Below are 16,060 nucleotides of genomic sequence, written 5' to 3'. Positions count from 1 at the left end.
CGGCCAGGTCGACACGGACGGCGAGCGGCCGGCATCCGACAGGAAGCTGTTCACTCGCGCCGCGCCAGTCGACGCTGTCGTGAAGCTCGAGCGTCTCGACGTCGCCGCCGTACGAGGTGACGGTGAGGGCCCAACCGGCGGCGGACGGCGAGGCGCCCGCGATCATGCGCACCGGCCGAGAACGTCTCCGACGTGCCGTCGCCAGCATGACCGCAGATGCCAGCGACGGCGCTGGCTCGTTGATCTCGGTGATATCGCAGATCTCTGCTCGGTCCGCCAGCACGGTGATCGTTGCCATGTGGCTTCCTCCTTCATGGTCGTCGGACTACGCGGTCGCCTTCGGCCCAGGTCGGCTGAAGAGCGCAGGACGTCGGATCTCGAGGGAGGCCCACCCCTCGCGCTGCACCTTGTCGGCCAGCGCGGCCCCGGCCACGATGGCGCCGCTGATGATCTGCTCCCAGGCCGTGTTGTAGTGCTGGAGGCCCTGGTGGAGGACAGCGAAGAAGAGCACCCCGATGGCGGTGCCGGTGACGGTGCCGCTTCCCCCTCGCAGGCTGGTGCCTCCGACGAGGACGGCGGCCGCCGCCTGCAGCATGACTGTGTCGCCGGCGGTGTTGATCGCCGAGCTGGTGATCGAGGAGGAGATCACGCTGGCGAGCGCCGCGGAGCCGCCCGCGATGGCATAGACGGCGACGATCGTCCAGGAGACGTTGATGCCTGAGAGTTTCGCTGCCGCGGGGTTGCCGCCGACGGCATGGACGTCGCGTCCGAAGAGCGTGAACCGCAGCACGAACGCGGCGATCACGAACACGATGATGCAGACGACGACGGGGCTCGGGATGCCCAGGATGGCGCCCTGGTAGAAGGTGTACTGCAGGAAGTCGGCCTGGCCGGAGCCGCCCAGGATCGGCTGGCTGGCCAGGCTGATCAGCTTCGCGAGGCCGGCGAAGAGCGTCATCGTGCCGAGGGTGACGACCATGAACGAGAGCTTCAGCCGACCGATGAGCAGACCGTTGGTCACGCCGGCGACCACCACGCCGAACGCCACGGTGCAGGCCATCGCGGCTACCGCCGGCATGTCGAAGGAGTTGATCAGCCACGCGAAGATGTAGCCCGAGAGAGTCAGCAGCGCGCCGATCGAGAGGTCGAACCCACCCGCCAGGAGGACGAAGGTGAGGCCGATCGCGGTCACGAACAGCACCGACGAGCTCAGGAGCATCAGCCGGATCGTCGATCCGCTGAGGAAGCTGTCCTGAGTCGAGGCGAACACCGCGGTGACGACGAGGAGCAGCAGGAGCATGGTCGTGCTCCTGTTGCCGAGCACCTGGCGTACGACGTTGCGCGGTGGGACCGGCTTGGTGTGCCCCGCCCGGCCCGCGGGTGCTGCTCCCCGACGGTCGTCGGTCGGCGATGCCTCGGTCGGGGGCGTGGGGGCGTGGGTGGCATCGGATGTCGTCATGCCGCTCCTCCGGTGGCTAGATGGGACAGGCGTGCTGCGGTGGCGACCTCGCGCGTGAGCTGCCCGACGACGCGGCCCTGGAACATCACGACGAACCGGTCGGCGATCGTCATGAGCTCCTCGAGATCCGAGGAGCTGCAGAGGACTCCGACGCCCTCGTCGCGGATGCGCGCGATCAGCTGGTGGATCTCTCGCTTGGCGCCGACGTCGACGCCGCGGGTGGGCTCATCGAGCAGCAGCACGCTGGGCTTGGTCTCGAGCCACTTGGCGAGGAGGACCTTCTGCTGGTTGCCGCCGCTCAGGGTGCCCACGAGTCGGCCGCCGGAGTCGCGAGGCAGTGCGAGCGCATCGATGTAGGTGCGAGCGACCTGTGTCTCAGCCTGGCGCCTGACGCCGCGCAGCCGACGACCGCCCGCCGACGCCGCCAGGTTGAGGTTGGCGGTGATGCTCATCTCGAGCATGAGACCGTCACGCTTGCGGTCGGCGGGTGAGAGGGCGATGCCTCGATCCATGGCGTCGATCGGCGAGGACGGCACTGTCGCCTCGCCGCCGACCTCGACCGCGCCGGTCGCTCGAGGTCGAGCGCCGAAGAGTGCCTCGAGCAGCTCGGTCCGGCCCGCTCCCTCCAGGCCCACGAGCCCGACCACCTCGCCGGGATGCACCTCGAGGTCGGCACGATCGACGTGGCCCGGCACGGACACCTCGCGGGCGGTCAGCAGCGGTCGTGTCGCCGCCTCGAGGGGCCGGCGCTCGTCGCTGTAGTGCTCGACGGCGTACCCGAGCATGTCCTCGACCAGCGTGTCCCGGTCGTACTCGCCGATGGGACGTGACGCGACCCGTCTGCCGTCTCGAAGGACCGTGACGGAGTCCGCGAGTGAGAAGAACTCGTCCAGCTTGTGCGAGACGAAGACGATGGCGACGCCGGTGTCCCGCAGGTGACGCATGGTGATCGCCAGCGACTCGACCTCGTCCTCGGTCAGGGAGCTGGTCGGCTCGTCGAGGACGAGGATCGGATGGCCGAGCTGGACCGCCTTGGCGATCTCGACGAGCTGCTGCTGGTCGATGCGCAGCCGTCCGGCCAGGGCCCGGGGGTCGAGGTCGACGTTCAGCCGTGCGAGTGCCTCAGAGGCGGTGGCGTTCATCCGCTTCCAGTCGATGCCGTACCACCGGCGTGGCTTGTCCCGTGACATCAGGATGTTCTCGGCGACAGTGAGGTCAGGCGCGAGAGCGAGCTCCTGGGTGACGACCGCGACGTTGCGGCGCAGCGTGCGCGCCTCACCCGGGGCCAGGTCCTCGCCGCGGATGCTGATCCGACCGCCGTCAGCCGGGATCTGCCCCGAGATGATCCCGAGGAGGGTGGACTTCCCGGACCCGTTCTCCCCGATCAGCCCGTGGATCTCGCCTGCCTGCACGGTGATGTCAGCTCCGCGCAGGGCCCGGATGCCGCCGTAGTGCTTGGTGATCCCCTCGGCGACGAGCAGCGCGTGGCCTGCCCCGCCCGGAGGCGGGGCCGGCCGCTCGTCGGGTGACGAACCCCTCATGGCCTGCTACTGACCGTAGGTGGCGGCGTTGATGGTGTCGAGGATCCCGGTGGCGCCACTGGCGTTCTCGGTGGTGATCACCGAGCCGAGTCCCGGGTAGACCGTCGTCGGGATCGCCTTCCCGGCCTTCGCGAGGTAGGCGGCGTTCACCAGCTCCTTGCCCCACTCCACGACCGGTGGCTGGATGGTGAGGGAGTACTTCCCGGACCTGATCCCGTCCAGGCCCTGGTCCTCGCCGTTGACGCCGAAGGCGACCAGGTCGTGGCGGACGGTGAGCGCGGCGGCGGCTGCTCCGAGGGCGCTGCTGTCGTTGTAGGCGAGCACGCCCTTGACGTCGGGGTGGTTCTGCAGCAGCGGGCCGGCCGCCTGCTGTCCGCCCGGCACGTCGTCGCTCGGGTTGTCGACACTGGCGACGACGTCGAGTCCGTCCTGCTTGGCCCAGTAGGCGGCACGCTCGGCGTAGTAGTCGATCGTCGGCACCGCGACGGTGAACTTCACGGTGGCCACCTGCGAGCCCGCCGGAAGGATCTGGGACATCGTCTTGGCCTCGACGTACGCCCCTTCATCGCGCCCGTAGATGATCTGAGCCGTGACGTTGCCGAGCTTGGAGGAGCCGTCCGGGGTGATCTCGATCGCGATCACCGGGATGCCCTTGGCCTTCGCCTGGCCGAAGACGGCATTCAGCGAGCTGGCATCGAGCGGCCAGATGACGATTGCATCCACGCCGTCGTTGATGAGCTGCTGAACCTGATGGATCTGGGTGGGCACGTCGCCGTTGGCGTCCAGCTCGGAGAAGGAGCCGCCCAGCGCCTCGGTCTGCTTGCGGATGGCGACGCCCACCCGGGCGTTGAGCTCGTTGGCCTTGCGTGCCGCGGACCAGCCGATCTTCAGCGGAGCCTTCTCTGCCGCTCCGAAGCTCGCCGGGAACCTCGAGTCCTCGCCGGTGTAGGAGGCGACGATCTTCGCGATGTTCTCCTCGGACAATGCGGCGGTGGACGTCGAGGTCTGCTTGCCCGACCCCGCATCGGTCGCATGGTTGGCGCTGCTGCTGCACGCGCTGAGCGAGAGCAGCAGCGCACCGGCGCCGGCAGCGATGGTGATGGGGAACGTGTGACGCATCAGGGACCTGCTTTCTGAGGTGTGCGTGAGCCGAGGCCACGACAGAGCGACGGGGCGCCCCGGTGCGCCTCTGGCGTGCCTGCCGATGGCGGCGGTGTTTGAACGTTAGGTGCGTCACTTATCGAGCGTCAATAGAACTTCGATTAAATCTCGACCGTACGTCGGCCGAGCATCGAACGTTCCATGAGGAAGGCGCGTGCACGCGGTCGCCGGCCGGCGTGAGGGCGCGGTGTGACCGGTGGAGTGAGGTGACCGGTGGAGTGAGGTGACCGGTGGAGTGAGGTGACCGGTGGAGTGAGGTGACCGGTGGAGTGAGGCGTCCGGTGGCGGACGTCAGGCCTTGCGGGCGCGGCCCTTCGACGGTGTCGTCTTCGTGGCCTTCGCCGCGGGCGTGCGATCCTCGTCGGGGAAGAGCGCGGCCGGGTTCATCGTCGCGGTCTCGCGCGCGGCGGTGTCGTAGCAACCGGTGATCGAGTGCATCAGGTCGGTCGCGACCTTCAGCTTCTCGTGGACGCTGGCGATCTGCTTCATGTTGTTGACGAGGAGGTCTCGGCGCAGCTCGGCATACCGATCGGTCTCGAGGCGGCCCTGCTCGGTGATCTCGAAGTAGGTCCCGGACCCGATCCTGGTCTTGTTCACCAGTCCGACGGAGACCAGCTTGCGGAGGTTGTAGAGGACGTTGGGGAGGTCGTCGCGGTTGACGAGCTTCGCGATCGTCGCCGCGTCCTTGGCTCGCTCCTGCATGCGTACGACGTTCAGGATGACCGTCTCGTTGTAGGTGATGTCGGGATACCCGACCAGACGCTGACCCTGGACCACCCAGCGCTGATAGGCCTCGAAGACCTGCATCAGGGCGAACTCGAACGAGGTTGCGAGCTCGTCATCCTCGTTGCTGGACAAGTGCCAGGCGCGGGCGCTGTCGTAGGGGATGCTGCCCGTGTTGCTGGAGCTCTCCATGCGCCGAGTGTATCGGGATCCGACGCGGCCACGCTCGCGGCCCGCTTGTCTCTTCCTGTCCGGACCAGTCGAGTGTGCATCGCCCTGCGACGAATAATGAATTGAAAATCCATCGAAGATCCATTGACATGCGATCGCACCGTCGGTGATAGTCGTCACCACCCCCAGCTCGGACGACCCGGGCGAGGCACCCGATCTGTCATTCGAAGGAGTTGGCCATGAATCAATCCGCGTACTCGGTGGGGAACGCCGCCGCGCTCTCACGTCAGTACGGCCCGTACATCCAGGCCGACTGGGGCTACGCCAACCACTGGTATCCGGGCGTGTTCAGCCGGGAGGTCGAGGAGCGCGGCGTCGTCGGCATCACGATCGGCGGCCATGACATCGCCATCACCCGCGACGCGAGCGGCAAGGCGTGGGCGATCGCCGACCGGTGTGTGCACCGTGGCGTCAAGCTCTCGCTCAAGCCGATGTGCTTCGCGGACAAGACGGTGACCTGCTGGTACCACGGCTACACCTACAACGCCGAGACGGGGAACCTCGACACGATCGTCGGCAGCCCCGAGGACAAGATCATCGACAACACCCGGGTCCGGACCTACCCCACCGAGGAGTTCGCCGGCCTCATCTGGGTCTTCGTGGGCGAGGAGGGCATCGACGTTCCGCCCATCGAGACCGACCTCCCGATGAAGGTCACCGACAAGGCCAATGCGATCCCGCACCTGATGGACGACGACATCCTGGTCGACGGCATCCGGCGCAAGCTCTACGGCAACTGGCGGCTCGCGACCGAGAACGGGCTCGACCCGGGCCACCTTCTCGTCCACTGGGACAACCAGATCGTGGTCGCCCTGGACCGGGCGATGCCGCTCGGCATGAAGGCGCTTCGGGACGACGCGACCGAGCTCATCGACATCCCCGATGGCCCCAAGGGCGTGATGAACCGGTACGACAAGCCGGAGAACTACGAGCCCGTCTTCTCCAACCCCAAGGTCGAGATCAAGGCCCGCGGCGAGACGATGTATGAGACCTTCCGCGTCTCCGCCTGGGTGCCCGGCTCCCTGATGGTCGAGAACTGGCCGATCCCCGGCTACGGACAGTACGAGTTCTACGTCCCCATCGACGACCACAACCACATGTACTTCGAGCTCATCGTCTACCACGGCACGACAGAGGAGGAGAAGAAGGAGTTCGCGTTCAAGTACGAGCACTTCTTCAAGCCGCTCGGCCTGCTGGACTTCAACAACAACGACATCATGGCGCGTGAGGCCACCGAGGAGTTCTACGAGAAGCGCGACGGTTGGAACAACGAGGTCCTGTCCGACATGGACTTCTCCGTGGTCGCCTGGCGCAAGCATGCGGCGAAGTTCGGCCGCGGCTTCTTCGAGTCGCCTGATCTCAACGAGGGCTTCTAGTCATGGAGGTCAGCGGCGCCACCGGGTCGGTCGCCCTCGTCGACGAGGAGATGCGGGCAGGCGCGACGCGAGTCGTGCTGAGCTTCTCCGACGGCGACACGAGGGAGGTCACCGTCGAGGAGGGAGAGTCCGTCCTGGCCGCCGCCAAGCGCTCCGGCTACGCACTCGCGAGCCAGTGCGAGGTCGGGACGTGCTGCACCTGCGTCGGGCGGCTGACCTCCGGTGTGGCCCAGATGCCGGCCGGCCAGGTGACGCCGCTGACCCGCGAGGAGACCGCCGCCGGGCATCGTCTGCTGTGTCAGGTCCGGCCCGAGACCGACGCTGCCTTCGAGCTCGACTACCCCTCGAGTCTGCTGAGCGGCTATCCGACGGTCCCGTTCGTCGCGAAGATCCAACGGCTCACCTGGGTCGCGGCGTCCGTCGTGCAGCTCGACGTCCGGGTGCCGAAGTCGTTGCGCCTCACGTTCCTCGCCGGCCAGTACTGCCGGATCAAGGTGCCGGGCACCGAGGAGTGGCGCTCCTACTCGATGGCGTCGGGTGAGCACGAACAGGGCAAGCTCAGCTTCCTGATCAGAGTCCTTCCGTCCGGCGCCATGTCCGACTACCTCCGGGGCTCGGCGAGGGCCGGAGAGACCCTCGAGATGGAAGGGCCGATCGGCGGCTTCGTGCTCGAGCCCAGCGAGCGGCCACACCTCCTCGTTGCCGGAGGCACCGGTCTTGCTCCGATGTTGTCGATGCTGGACAAGATCCGGCTCGTCCGTCCCACGCCGCCGGTGCTGCTGGTCTTCGGATGTGTCGCCGCCGCCGACCTCTTCCTGACCGAGGAGCTCGAGGCGCGCACCGGCTTCATGCCCACGCTGACCGTCCGGGTCGCCCTCGAGAGACCCGAAGGCGCGACCGGGGTGGTCCAGGGCAACCCCGTCGAGGTCCTCGAGGCCGACGACATCGTGCCCGGGTCCGTCGCCTATCTGTGCGGGCCGCCGGGGATGGTCGCCGCTGCGGAGCACCGGCTGGTCGAGCTCGGTGTACGTCGGGAGGACGTGCACGCCGAGCAGTTCCTGCCCAGCTGATCCGGGCCCATCGCCGCCTACTCAGTCATTCACTCAACGAAAGGTTCCACCCATGGGAGTCGCACGGCTCGGAGCGTTGGCCTTCAACGCCACGGACATCTCGGCATGGCGCGCGATCCTGGTCGACTATCTGGGGATGGAGGAGCGTCCGCGCGCCTCGGAGTCCGACCCCGTCCTGATCCGCTTCGACGACCTCGAGCACCGCATCGCGCTCCATCCCTCGGACGTCGACAGCGTCCGCCGGATCACCTGGGACGTCGACACACCCGAGGACCTGCGCGAGCTCGCGCAGAAGGTCGCCGACTACGGCATCGACGTCGAGTGGCACGTCCACGGCGAGAACGACACCCGCGACTGGGTCGAGTCCTTCACGTTCTCCGATCCCGACGGCTTCCCCGTCGAGGTCCGCTACGGGCCGACGCTCGACCACCGCGAGTTCCGGCCCAGCGGGGTGGTGTCCGGATTCGTGACCGGTGACATGGGTCTCGGCCACATCGTGCTCATCGCGAAGGACTACGAGAAGGCCGTCGAGTTCTACACGACCGTGCTCGGCTTCAAGCTCTCCGACTACATCGTGTGGGACGGCGCAGACGCGACGTTCCTGCACTGCAACGGGCGGCACCACAGCCTGGCGCTGATGAACGAGTGCTTCGGGCAGCGCGGCGGCGAGTTCAACCACTTCATGGTCGAGGTGCGCGACCTCGACGACACGGGCCGCGCCTACGACCTGATCACGCAGAACGGCGTGCCGCTGACCATGGACCTCGGGCGTCACACCAACGACGCCATGACCTCGTTCTATCTCAAGACGCCGTCAGGCTTCGCGCTCGAGGTCGGCAACGGCGGCGTGATCATCGATGACGCGACTTGGCAGGTCACCACCTGGCGCGCACCCATGCGGTGGGGCCACGAACTGGTCAAGAGCTGAGGCCCCGGATGACTCTCACGAGCGCTCCCGTCGCCACCGTCTCCAGCGAGGAGGCCATGGCCGGACACCTGTCACGGGTGGCAGCCCGCGGTGATGCCGTCGGCGCCTGGGCCCACCTGGACCGGGATCTGGCCATGGCTGCCGCGGCCGAAGCTGACCGGACGGCCCCGCGGTCGGCGCTGCACGGCGTCGCCATCGGCCTCAAGGACATCATCGAGACGGCCGACCAGCCGACGTCGTACGGCTCTCCCGCCTGGAGCGGGCATCGGCCCGCAGCGGATGCCATCGCCGTCGCCAGGCTCCGCAAGGCGGGTGCGGTCATCATGGGCAAGACGACGACCACCGAGTTCGCCACCTACCAGCCGACAGCGACTCGCAACCCGCACAACCCGGAGCACACCCCGGGCGGCTCGTCGAGCGGCTCAGCTGCGGCGGTCGCCGACGGACAGGTGCGGCTCGCTCTCGGCACGCAGACCGCGGGATCGGTGAACCGGCCGGGCTCCTTCTGCGGAGTCTTCACGTTCAAGCCGACGTACGGGCGCTGGCCCTTCACGGGCGTTCTCCCCGTCGCGCTCACCTTCGACACGCTCGGCGGATTCGCGCGCGACCCGCGCGACCTCCTGCCGCTCGATGCCGTCCTGGCTGGCGCGTCTCCAGCTGCCAGCCGCGCCGTGCCTGCGCTCTCCGAGCTGCGTGTCGGTGTGCTCCGCGGCCCGTGGTTCGATCGGGCCGAAGCCGCCGCAGCAGCCATGCTGCAGCGGTCGGTCGACGTCCTCGCGGCGAAGGTGGGATCGATCGCGGAGGTCGACACGCCCGAGGATCTCGAGCACCTGCAGGAGTCGCACGCCGACATCCAGAGCCTGGAGGCGGGCTGGTATCTGCAGGACATGATCGCTCGCGACCCGGCGTTGGTCAGCGACCTGCTCAAGAGCGAGATCGCCCACGCCCGGGCCTTGACCGCCGACGAGCAGGAGCTCAGGCGCGACGCCCTCCGCGCAGCGGCCATCTTCGCCGACCGTGCGCTCGAGGAGTACGACGTGCTGGTCACCCTGGCCGCTCCCGGCGAGGCGCCGCGTGGCCTGGAGAGCACCGGTGACCCCGCTTTCAACCGGTTGGCGAGCACGGCGGGGCTCCCCGCCGCCGGCCTCCCGGTCGGCACGGGCGAGCACGGCCTGCCTCTCGGGCTCCAGCTGATCGGTCCGCGGCACTCCGACCAGCGGCTGCTCGGCCTCGTCACGACGCTGACGTTCGAGCACGGGCTGTCGCAGATCCCTGACCTCCCCGGGGGCGCTCCGTGAGCATCGCGGTCACGACGCAGCAGCTTCCGTTGGACCCGGAGCGGCAGAAGCTGATGGACGAGGTGATGGCCCACCTCGATCCGGATCGCCTACGTGACCTCCTGGTCCGGTTGGTCGACATCCACAGCCCCACCGGGGATGAGCGGGCGGCCTCCGAGTTCATCGCCGAGCACCTGGTCGACGAGGTCGGCATCGACGCCCGCTACCAGCCCATCACCGAGGACACCGGCAACGCGTACGGCGAGATCACGGGCACGGGCGACGGCGCAAGGCTGCTGCTGTACGCGCCGATCGACACCCACCTCGAGCCCGAGATCGACCGCGCCACCCTCGGCCGGAGGATCCGCGAGGACATGCTGCCGGCGGCGCGGGTGGACGGCGACCTGGTCTTCGGTCTCGGCGCCTCGAACCCCAAGTGCATGGTCGCCGGCCTGACCGAGGTCGTCCACGCCGTCAAGGACTCCGGCATCCCGCTCCTCGGCGACCTCGCCGTCGGGTTCGCGGGGGGCGGCATGCCGTGGTCGAACTCGCGCCGCGCCAACGTCGGCATGAGCTCCGGCGTGGTGCACCTGCTGACCCACGGCGCGTGGCCGGACTACTGCGCCGTTCTCAAGCCGCGCTACGCGGTCTTCGCCGAAGAGCCCGGCATGTGCTGGTTCAAGGTCTCCGTCCTCGGGGACTTCGGCTATGCCGGCATCACCCGCGGCACCCCGGGCTTCCGCTCCTCGGTCGTGCCGGCCGCCACGGTGATCCAGGAGATCGAGGAGTGGCTGCCGGACTACACCCGGCGCAACACCTCGGGCGGGGTCCTTCCCGAGGGCTGGATTGCCGCCGTCCGCGCCGGTGATCCGGACAAGCCCGCCTTTCCCTCGGGGACCACCGACATCTATCTCGACATGCGCATCACGTCCCGGACGACCCCGGCGAACGTCAGGTCGCAGTTCGGTGAGCTCATCGATGCCATCCGTCGGCGCCACCCGGACTTCGAGATCGAGTGGGAGATGTATGGGTCGGTGCCGGGCGGCAGCACGCCGTACGACAACTGGATCGTCCAGAGTGCGCAGCGCGGCTGGGAGTACGAGGAGCGGACGTCGTACGTCGAGACGCCCTACCTGTCCGGGCAGACCGACGGGGCGATCATCCGGGCACTGGGCATCCCGACAGCGCGGATCGGCTACCCGTGGCCGCCGGCCTCGATCCCCGCGGAGCTGGCCGCCGGCCTCGGCGGCATGGGCGTCGCGTCGGTCGAGGACGTCATGAAGGGCGTCCGGATCGCCGCCTACACCGTCGTCGACACGCTCACACGGACCCGCGCCGAGCTCGACCTCTGACCTGCTGCGCCATCGCGCTGCCGCCTCCACCGTCCAGATAGGAAAGAAGCCCATGACTGCCACCAACCCTGAGATCGGCCAGAGCATCAAGACGGCCGGATATCTCACCAACTACCACGATGTCGGCGAGGGCCCCGCCGTCCTGATGATCCACGGCTCCGGCGCGGGTGTCTCCGGCTGGGCGAACTGGCGCGGCATCATGCCCCTGCTCGCGGAGAGGTTCCGCGTCGTGGTCCCTGACCTGGTGGGCTTCGGCTACACCGAGGTCCCCGACGACATCGAGTTCACCATCTTCGACACCTGGGTCGAGCAGATGGTCGGTCTCCTGGACGAGCTCGGGATCGAGCGAGCCCACCTCGTCGGCAACTCCTTCGGCGGCGGGCTCTCGCTCCACCTCGCGCATCGACACCCCGAGCGCTTCGACCGCATCGTCCTCATGGGCGCCGGCGGGGTGGAGCAGCCGATGAACGCGAACCTCGAGGCGCTGTGGACCTACCGGCCCTCGGTGGAGAACATGAGACGGATCATGGACATCATGGCCTTCGACCGGGGCCTGGTGACCGACGAGCTGGCCGAGCTGCGCTACCGCGCCACGATCCGGCCGGGAGCGCAGGAGAGCTTCGAGAAGGTCTTCCCACCGCCGCTGCAGCGCCACCTCGACGCCCAGGTCCTGGGCGACGAGAACCTGCGTGCACTGCAGAACGAGGTGCTCATCCTCCACGGGCGCGACGACAGCGTGGTGCCCTTCGAGAACTCGCTCCACATGTTCCAGACGATCCCGAACGCCCAGCTGCACGGCTTCGGCAACTGCGGGCACTGGACGCAGATCGAGCACGCGCGCCGCTTCCATGCCCTCGTCGCCGACTTCTTCGCGGAGAGCCTGTCGTGACGGGCCTCTTCGACCTCACCGGCAAGACCGCGCTGGTCACCGGCGGCTCGGTGGGGATCGGCAACTACGCCGCGCGTGGGCTTGCCTCTGCAGGGGCCGAGGTCTGCCTCGTCTCGCGCGATGCCGAGGACGGTGCACGGGCCGTCGAGGAGATCATCGCCGACGGCGGGAAGGCGTTCTTCGTGAGCGCCGACCTCGCCGACCCGGCGGAGATCGCCGCTCTGGCCGGCCAGGTCGCTGAGCGGCTGCCGGCCCTCCACATCCTGGTGAACAACGCGGGCCGGATGCTCCAAGCGCCGATCGAGACCTTCACCGCCGAGATGTGGGACGCGGTCGTCGACCTGGACCTGCGAGCGCCCTTCCTGCTCACCCAGGCGCTGCTGCCGCTGCTGACTCGGGCGGCAGACCCCGACGACCCGGCCCGGGTGGTGATGGTGGGGAGCGTCGACGGCATCAAGGCCCCGTTCCTCGACACCTACCCCTATCCGGCGGCGAAGGCGGGCCTGCACCAGCTGACCCGTCAGCTGGCGAAGGTCCTGGGGCCGCGTGGGATCACCGTCAACGCGATCGCGCCCGGCGCCTTCCCGTCCCGGACGGCGGCGCCGGTGCTGGCCGAGCACCTGCAGGACTTCATCGACGCCACGCCGCTGGCGCGCATCGGACGGCCGGACGACATCGCGGGCACGGTCGTCTACATGACCGGCCGTGCAGGGTCGTTCCTGAACGGCTCGGTGCTCGTCCTCGACGGCGGACTCGCGGCCTAGCCCCGCCGGAAACGGAGACGATCTCAGATGCAAGCCGCCTACGCCACCGGTGCGAACCCGGACGACCCGCTCTCGTGTGTCGAGGAGGGCCCGCTCGAGCCCGGAAAGACTCCGGACGACTGGGTGACGGTCGACGTCCGGGCGACCAGTGTCAACCACCACGACCTCTGGACGCTGCGCGGTCCGCTGCCTGCCGGCGGCGTGCCGATGATCCTGGGCACGGACGCTGCCGGCGTCACCGAAGACGGCCGGGAGGTGATCGTCCATGCGGTCCTCGCCGATCCGCTCGCCGGACACGGCGACGAGACGGCCGACCCGGGCAGGCACCTCCTCAGCGAACGGGTGCCGGGCGCCTTCGCCGAGCGGGTGCGAGTCCCGGAGCGCAACCTCGTGGCGAAGCCCCCGGAGCTCACCTGGGAGGAGGCGTCGTGCCTGCCGACCGCCTGGCTCACCGCCTACCGCATGCTGACCACGAAGGGCCGTGCGGTCCCCGGCGAGACAGTCCTCATCCAGGGAGCCACCGGCGGCGTCTCCACCGCGGCCCAGCTGCTCGGGAAGGCCATGGGTCTGCGCGTGTGGGTCACCTCGCAGGACGAGGCGAAACGGCAATGGGCGCTGGACCTCGGTGCGGATGCCGCCTTCCAGACTGGCCAGCCTCTTCCCGGACCGGTCGACCTCGTCATCGAGACGGTGGGGGAGGCCACCTGGCAGCACTCCGTCGACGCGGTGCGGTTCGGTGGCCGGATCGTCGTGTCCGGCATCACGTCCGGCGCCATGCCGCCGGCCGACCTGCTGTCGGTGCTCGCGAAGGTGATCACCGTCCACGGGTCGGTGATGGGCACACCCGCTGAGCTCGCTCGGCTCGCCGACTTCCTGGTGCTGACCGGCGTACGTCCCGTGATCAGCGACGTGCTGCCGCTCTCTCGAGCAGCAGCCGGGCTGGCTGCGATGGAGCGTGGCGACGTGCGCGGCAAGATCGTGCTCGTCCCCGACAAGATCTGGTCCCGTCGTGAGCCTGTGCACCATCGCGCATCGGAGCTCACCACCATCGGGTCGGGGAGGTAGGCGTGTCGACACGACATGATCCGAACGGGCTGCGTGACCTGCTCAGGACGGATCCGCCCGCCGAGAGCGTCGTCGACTTCATAGGCTACCAGCGAGCCGGCCGCATCGCCGTCCTCACGCTCGCGCGTCCCGACCGGCACAACGCGCTGAACCTGGCCGCCTGGAGGAGGCTCGGTGAGCTGGCGGCCAGCCTCTCGGCGGACGAGGAGCTGCGTGCGGTCGTCATCCGCGGGGCCGGCACACGTGCCTTCTCCGCCGGGGCCGACATCGACGAGTTCCCCACCCAGCGCATGACCGCGCGCACAGCCGCACGATACGGCGACGCGATCGCCTCGGCCCTCACCGCGGTCGCCGCCATGCCGGTTCCCGTGCTGGCCGTCATCGACGGGCTCGCCGTCGGAGGCGGTCTCGAGCTCAGCGCGGCGTGCGACCTGCGGATCGCCTCCGAGGTCTCGCGGTTCGGGATTCCGATCGGTCGCCTCGGGGTGACGCTCGGTCTTGCGGAGACAACGGCCCTGAGCCAGCTGGTCGGCCCCTCGGAGCTCAAGTATCTGCTCTTCAGCGGCCGACTGATCGACGCCGTTCATGCTTTGCGGATCGGCCTCGTCCAGTCTGTCGTTCCAGCGGACGTTCTTCTCGACGAAGTGCTCGACCTCGTGGCCGCGATCATGACAGCGTCGGTCCCGACCCTTCGCGCGGCCAAGGCCGTCACCGCCATGACGACCCGCAATCTGACTGCCGACGACACGCAGCTCCTGGCCCGGATCGCGGTCGAGGTCTACGACGGGCCGGACCTGGCCGAAGGCGTCGCGGCCTTCAACGAGGGGCGATCCCCCGAGTTCCCTTCCCAAACGATGCACGTCCTGACGACGGAGGTACTTTGATGCCCGCCCCTCTGACGGGAATCCGGGTCATCGACCTGACCCGCTACGTCGCCGGTCCGCTGGCAGCGATGACGCTCGGCGACCTGGGAGCCGACGTCATCAAGGTCGAGACCCCGCGCGGTGATCCCTCGCGCGAGTCAGGGCCTTTCATCGACGGCGAATCCGCCTACTACATGGCCTCCAACCACAGCAAGCGCAGCCTGTCGCTCGACCTCCATGACCGGCGCGGCATGGACCTGCTGCTGCGGCTGATCGACACGGCGGACGTCTTCATCGAGAACTTCCGGCCGGGCACCGCGGATGCGATGGGCCTCGGCGCGCAGGAGCTGCACGCACGGAACCCCAGGCTGATCCACGTGTCGATCACCGGCTTCGGCAACACCGAAGCGTCTCGTGACCTGCCTGGCTTCGACCAGACCGTCCAAGCGATGTCCGGGCTGATGAGCGTCACGGGGACGGAAGAGACGGGCCCGATGCGCGTCGGCATCGCGGTCTCCGACTCCACGACAGGTGCCTTCGCGACGGTGGGCGTGCTCGCCGCGCTGCTGGAGCGGGAGCGCACCGGCACGGGCACGACGGTCGAAGCCTCGCTCCTGCAGTCGACGATGGCGATCATCAACTACCAGGCGCAGATCGCCCTCAGCACCGGTGTGGCGCCCGGTCGCAACGGGAACGACCATCCGATCCTCTTCCCCCAGGGCACCTTCAAAGCCGGGTCGTCCGCGATCGCCATTGCCTCCGGCAACGAGAAGATGTGGCGCAAGCTCTGTGCGGCACTCGGCTTGGACGAGCTGGCAGAGGACCCGCGCTACGCCGACAACGCCGGGCGGATGCATCACCGCAAGGAGCTCCGCCGCATCATCGAGAACGTCCTCGCGACTCGGCCGGCGCCCGAGTGGATCGACAAGATCAACGCGGCTGGCGTCCCGGCCGGACCGGTCCTGGACCTGCGCGAGGCGCTCGACCACCCGACGACGCGTGCGCTCGGACTCGTGCAGCACACCGACCACCCGCGCCTCGGGCGGATGGACGTCGTCGGCAAGGCCGTCACCGTCGGGGATGACCCCCGCGACATCGAGCGGCATGCGCCCTTGCTTGGCGAGCACAGTGCCGAGGTGCTCGCCGAGATCGGGGTGCCGGCGGACGAGATCGAGGAGCTCGTCGCGCAAGGGGTCGTCGTGCGCGCCGTCATGATGGCGACGTGACCGAGCGGCTCCGCGGGCAGCGCGAGGACCTTCCTGGTGGCGGCTGGTTGCCGTCACGACCGTCAGGCGGCAAGGCCGGGCATCGCGTGAGGACCACAGCCGCAGGCGTCGTCGCACGGGAGATAGACGTGGAGT

Annotated in this window: 15 protein-coding genes; 10 read left to right on the top strand and 5 right to left on the bottom strand. The window is 68.7% G+C overall.

All coding sequences use genetic code 11. The features are described from left to right. The 5 genes from ACYQ1K_RS27265 to ACYQ1K_RS27245 all read right to left on the bottom strand — a co-directional run. Nucleotides 1-298: hypothetical protein (locus tag ACYQ1K_RS27265; protein WP_459986774.1), on the bottom strand; the 298-nt coding region annotated here is incomplete at its 3' end. Nucleotides 299-325: 27 nt separating this feature from the next. After that, nucleotides 326-1,459 (bottom strand): ABC transporter permease, encoded by a 1,134-nt coding sequence (locus ACYQ1K_RS27260; RefSeq protein ID WP_459986773.1) that lies wholly within the window; start codon nucleotides 1,457-1,459, stop codon nucleotides 326-328. Then, on the bottom strand, nucleotides 1,456-3,000 hold the full coding sequence (locus ACYQ1K_RS27255; protein WP_459986772.1) for a sugar ABC transporter ATP-binding protein: 1,545 nt from the start codon (nucleotides 2,998-3,000) through the stop codon (nucleotides 1,456-1,458). Before ACYQ1K_RS27255 ends, ACYQ1K_RS27260 begins: the two co-directional genes overlap by 4 nt. A 6-nt stretch (nucleotides 3,001-3,006) precedes the next feature. Further along, complete coding sequence (locus ACYQ1K_RS27250; RefSeq protein WP_459986771.1) at nucleotides 3,007-4,119, bottom strand: sugar ABC transporter substrate-binding protein; 1,113 nt, start codon at nucleotides 4,117-4,119, stop codon at nucleotides 3,007-3,009. A 333-nt stretch (nucleotides 4,120-4,452) separates the two neighbouring features. After that, on the bottom strand, nucleotides 4,453-5,076 hold the full coding sequence (locus tag ACYQ1K_RS27245) for a winged helix DNA-binding protein (protein ID WP_459986770.1): 624 nt from the start codon (nucleotides 5,074-5,076) through the stop codon (nucleotides 4,453-4,455). Nucleotides 5,077-5,294: 218 nt separating this feature from the next. On the opposite strand from ACYQ1K_RS27245, the gene ACYQ1K_RS27240 reads away from it, so the two are divergent. The 10 genes from ACYQ1K_RS27240 to ACYQ1K_RS27195 are packed head-to-tail and all read left to right on the top strand — an operon-like array spanning nucleotide 5,295 to nucleotide 15,925. Beyond that, a complete protein-coding gene (locus ACYQ1K_RS27240) occupies nucleotides 5,295-6,491 on the top strand; it encodes a Rieske 2Fe-2S domain-containing protein (RefSeq protein ID WP_459986769.1) in 1,197 nt (398 codons plus the stop codon). A gap of 2 nt (nucleotides 6,492-6,493) precedes the next feature. Then, nucleotides 6,494-7,561 carry an FAD-binding oxidoreductase gene (locus ACYQ1K_RS27235; RefSeq protein ID WP_459986768.1) on the top strand — a complete coding sequence of 356 codons (1,068 nt, stop codon included), beginning with the start codon at nucleotides 6,494-6,496 and terminating at the stop codon, nucleotides 7,559-7,561. A gap of 52 nt (nucleotides 7,562-7,613) precedes the next feature. Then, entirely contained in the window at nucleotides 7,614-8,489 is an 876-nt protein-coding gene (locus ACYQ1K_RS27230; protein ID WP_459986767.1) for a VOC family protein, read from the top strand. A gap of 8 nt (nucleotides 8,490-8,497) precedes the next feature. Beyond that, nucleotides 8,498-9,787, top strand: a complete 1,290-nt coding sequence (locus tag ACYQ1K_RS27225; protein ID WP_459986766.1) for an amidase — start codon at nucleotides 8,498-8,500, stop codon at nucleotides 9,785-9,787. Next, nucleotides 9,784-11,118, top strand: coding sequence for a hypothetical protein (locus tag ACYQ1K_RS27220; protein ID WP_459986764.1), 1,335 nt, complete (start codon nucleotides 9,784-9,786; stop codon nucleotides 11,116-11,118). Before ACYQ1K_RS27225 ends, ACYQ1K_RS27220 begins: the two co-directional genes overlap by 4 nt. Nucleotides 11,119-11,170: 52 nt before the next feature. Further along, nucleotides 11,171-12,007: an alpha/beta fold hydrolase gene (locus ACYQ1K_RS27215; RefSeq protein WP_459986762.1), complete on the top strand. Its 837-nt coding sequence runs from the start codon at nucleotides 11,171-11,173 to the stop codon at nucleotides 12,005-12,007. Further along, nucleotides 12,004-12,771 (top strand): SDR family NAD(P)-dependent oxidoreductase, encoded by a 768-nt coding sequence (locus ACYQ1K_RS27210; protein ID WP_459986761.1) that lies wholly within the window; start codon nucleotides 12,004-12,006, stop codon nucleotides 12,769-12,771. The genes ACYQ1K_RS27215 and ACYQ1K_RS27210 overlap by 4 nt, the downstream gene beginning before the upstream one ends. 27 nt (nucleotides 12,772-12,798) lie before the next feature. After that, complete coding sequence (locus tag ACYQ1K_RS27205; protein WP_459986760.1) at nucleotides 12,799-13,836, top strand: quinone oxidoreductase family protein; 1,038 nt, start codon at nucleotides 12,799-12,801, stop codon at nucleotides 13,834-13,836. Between the two features lie 2 nt (nucleotides 13,837-13,838). Further along, complete coding sequence (locus ACYQ1K_RS27200) at nucleotides 13,839-14,720, top strand: enoyl-CoA hydratase/isomerase family protein (RefSeq protein WP_459986759.1); 882 nt, start codon at nucleotides 13,839-13,841, stop codon at nucleotides 14,718-14,720. Beyond that, a complete protein-coding gene (locus ACYQ1K_RS27195) occupies nucleotides 14,720-15,925 on the top strand; it encodes a CaiB/BaiF CoA transferase family protein (RefSeq protein ID WP_459986758.1) in 1,206 nt (401 codons plus the stop codon). The genes ACYQ1K_RS27200 and ACYQ1K_RS27195 overlap by 1 nt, the downstream gene beginning before the upstream one ends. The last annotated feature ends 135 nt before the right edge of the window (nucleotides 15,926-16,060 follow it).

The organism is Nocardioides sp. AN3, assembly GCF_054653495.1.
The sequence above is the reverse complement of the archived record's forward strand: the minus strand, read 5'-3'. Positions and strand labels throughout refer to the sequence as shown.

Bases quoted from the DNA above. Each gene is read 5' to 3' on its own strand.
- ACYQ1K_RS27260 (WP_459986773.1), bottom strand. From the start codon at position 1,459: ATGACGACATCCGATGCCACCCACGCCCCCACGCCCCCGACCGAGGCA.
- ACYQ1K_RS27255 (WP_459986772.1), bottom strand. From the start codon at position 3,000: ATGAGGGGTTCGTCACCCGACGAGCGGCCGGCCCCGCCTCCGGGCGGG.
- ACYQ1K_RS27250 (WP_459986771.1), bottom strand. From the start codon at position 4,119: ATGCGTCACACGTTCCCCATCACCATCGCTGCCGGCGCCGGTGCGCTG.
- ACYQ1K_RS27245 (WP_459986770.1), bottom strand. From the start codon at position 5,076: ATGGAGAGCTCCAGCAACACGGGCAGCATCCCCTACGACAGCGCCCGC.
- ACYQ1K_RS27240 (WP_459986769.1), top strand. From the start codon at position 5,295: ATGAATCAATCCGCGTACTCGGTGGGGAACGCCGCCGCGCTCTCACGT.
- ACYQ1K_RS27235 (WP_459986768.1), top strand. From the start codon at position 6,494: ATGGAGGTCAGCGGCGCCACCGGGTCGGTCGCCCTCGTCGACGAGGAG.
- ACYQ1K_RS27230 (WP_459986767.1), top strand. From the start codon at position 7,614: ATGGGAGTCGCACGGCTCGGAGCGTTGGCCTTCAACGCCACGGACATC.
- ACYQ1K_RS27225 (WP_459986766.1), top strand. From the start codon at position 8,498: ATGACTCTCACGAGCGCTCCCGTCGCCACCGTCTCCAGCGAGGAGGCC.
- ACYQ1K_RS27215 (WP_459986762.1), top strand. From the start codon at position 11,171: ATGACTGCCACCAACCCTGAGATCGGCCAGAGCATCAAGACGGCCGGA.
- ACYQ1K_RS27205 (WP_459986760.1), top strand. From the start codon at position 12,799: ATGCAAGCCGCCTACGCCACCGGTGCGAACCCGGACGACCCGCTCTCG.
- ACYQ1K_RS27195 (WP_459986758.1), top strand. From the start codon at position 14,720: ATGCCCGCCCCTCTGACGGGAATCCGGGTCATCGACCTGACCCGCTAC.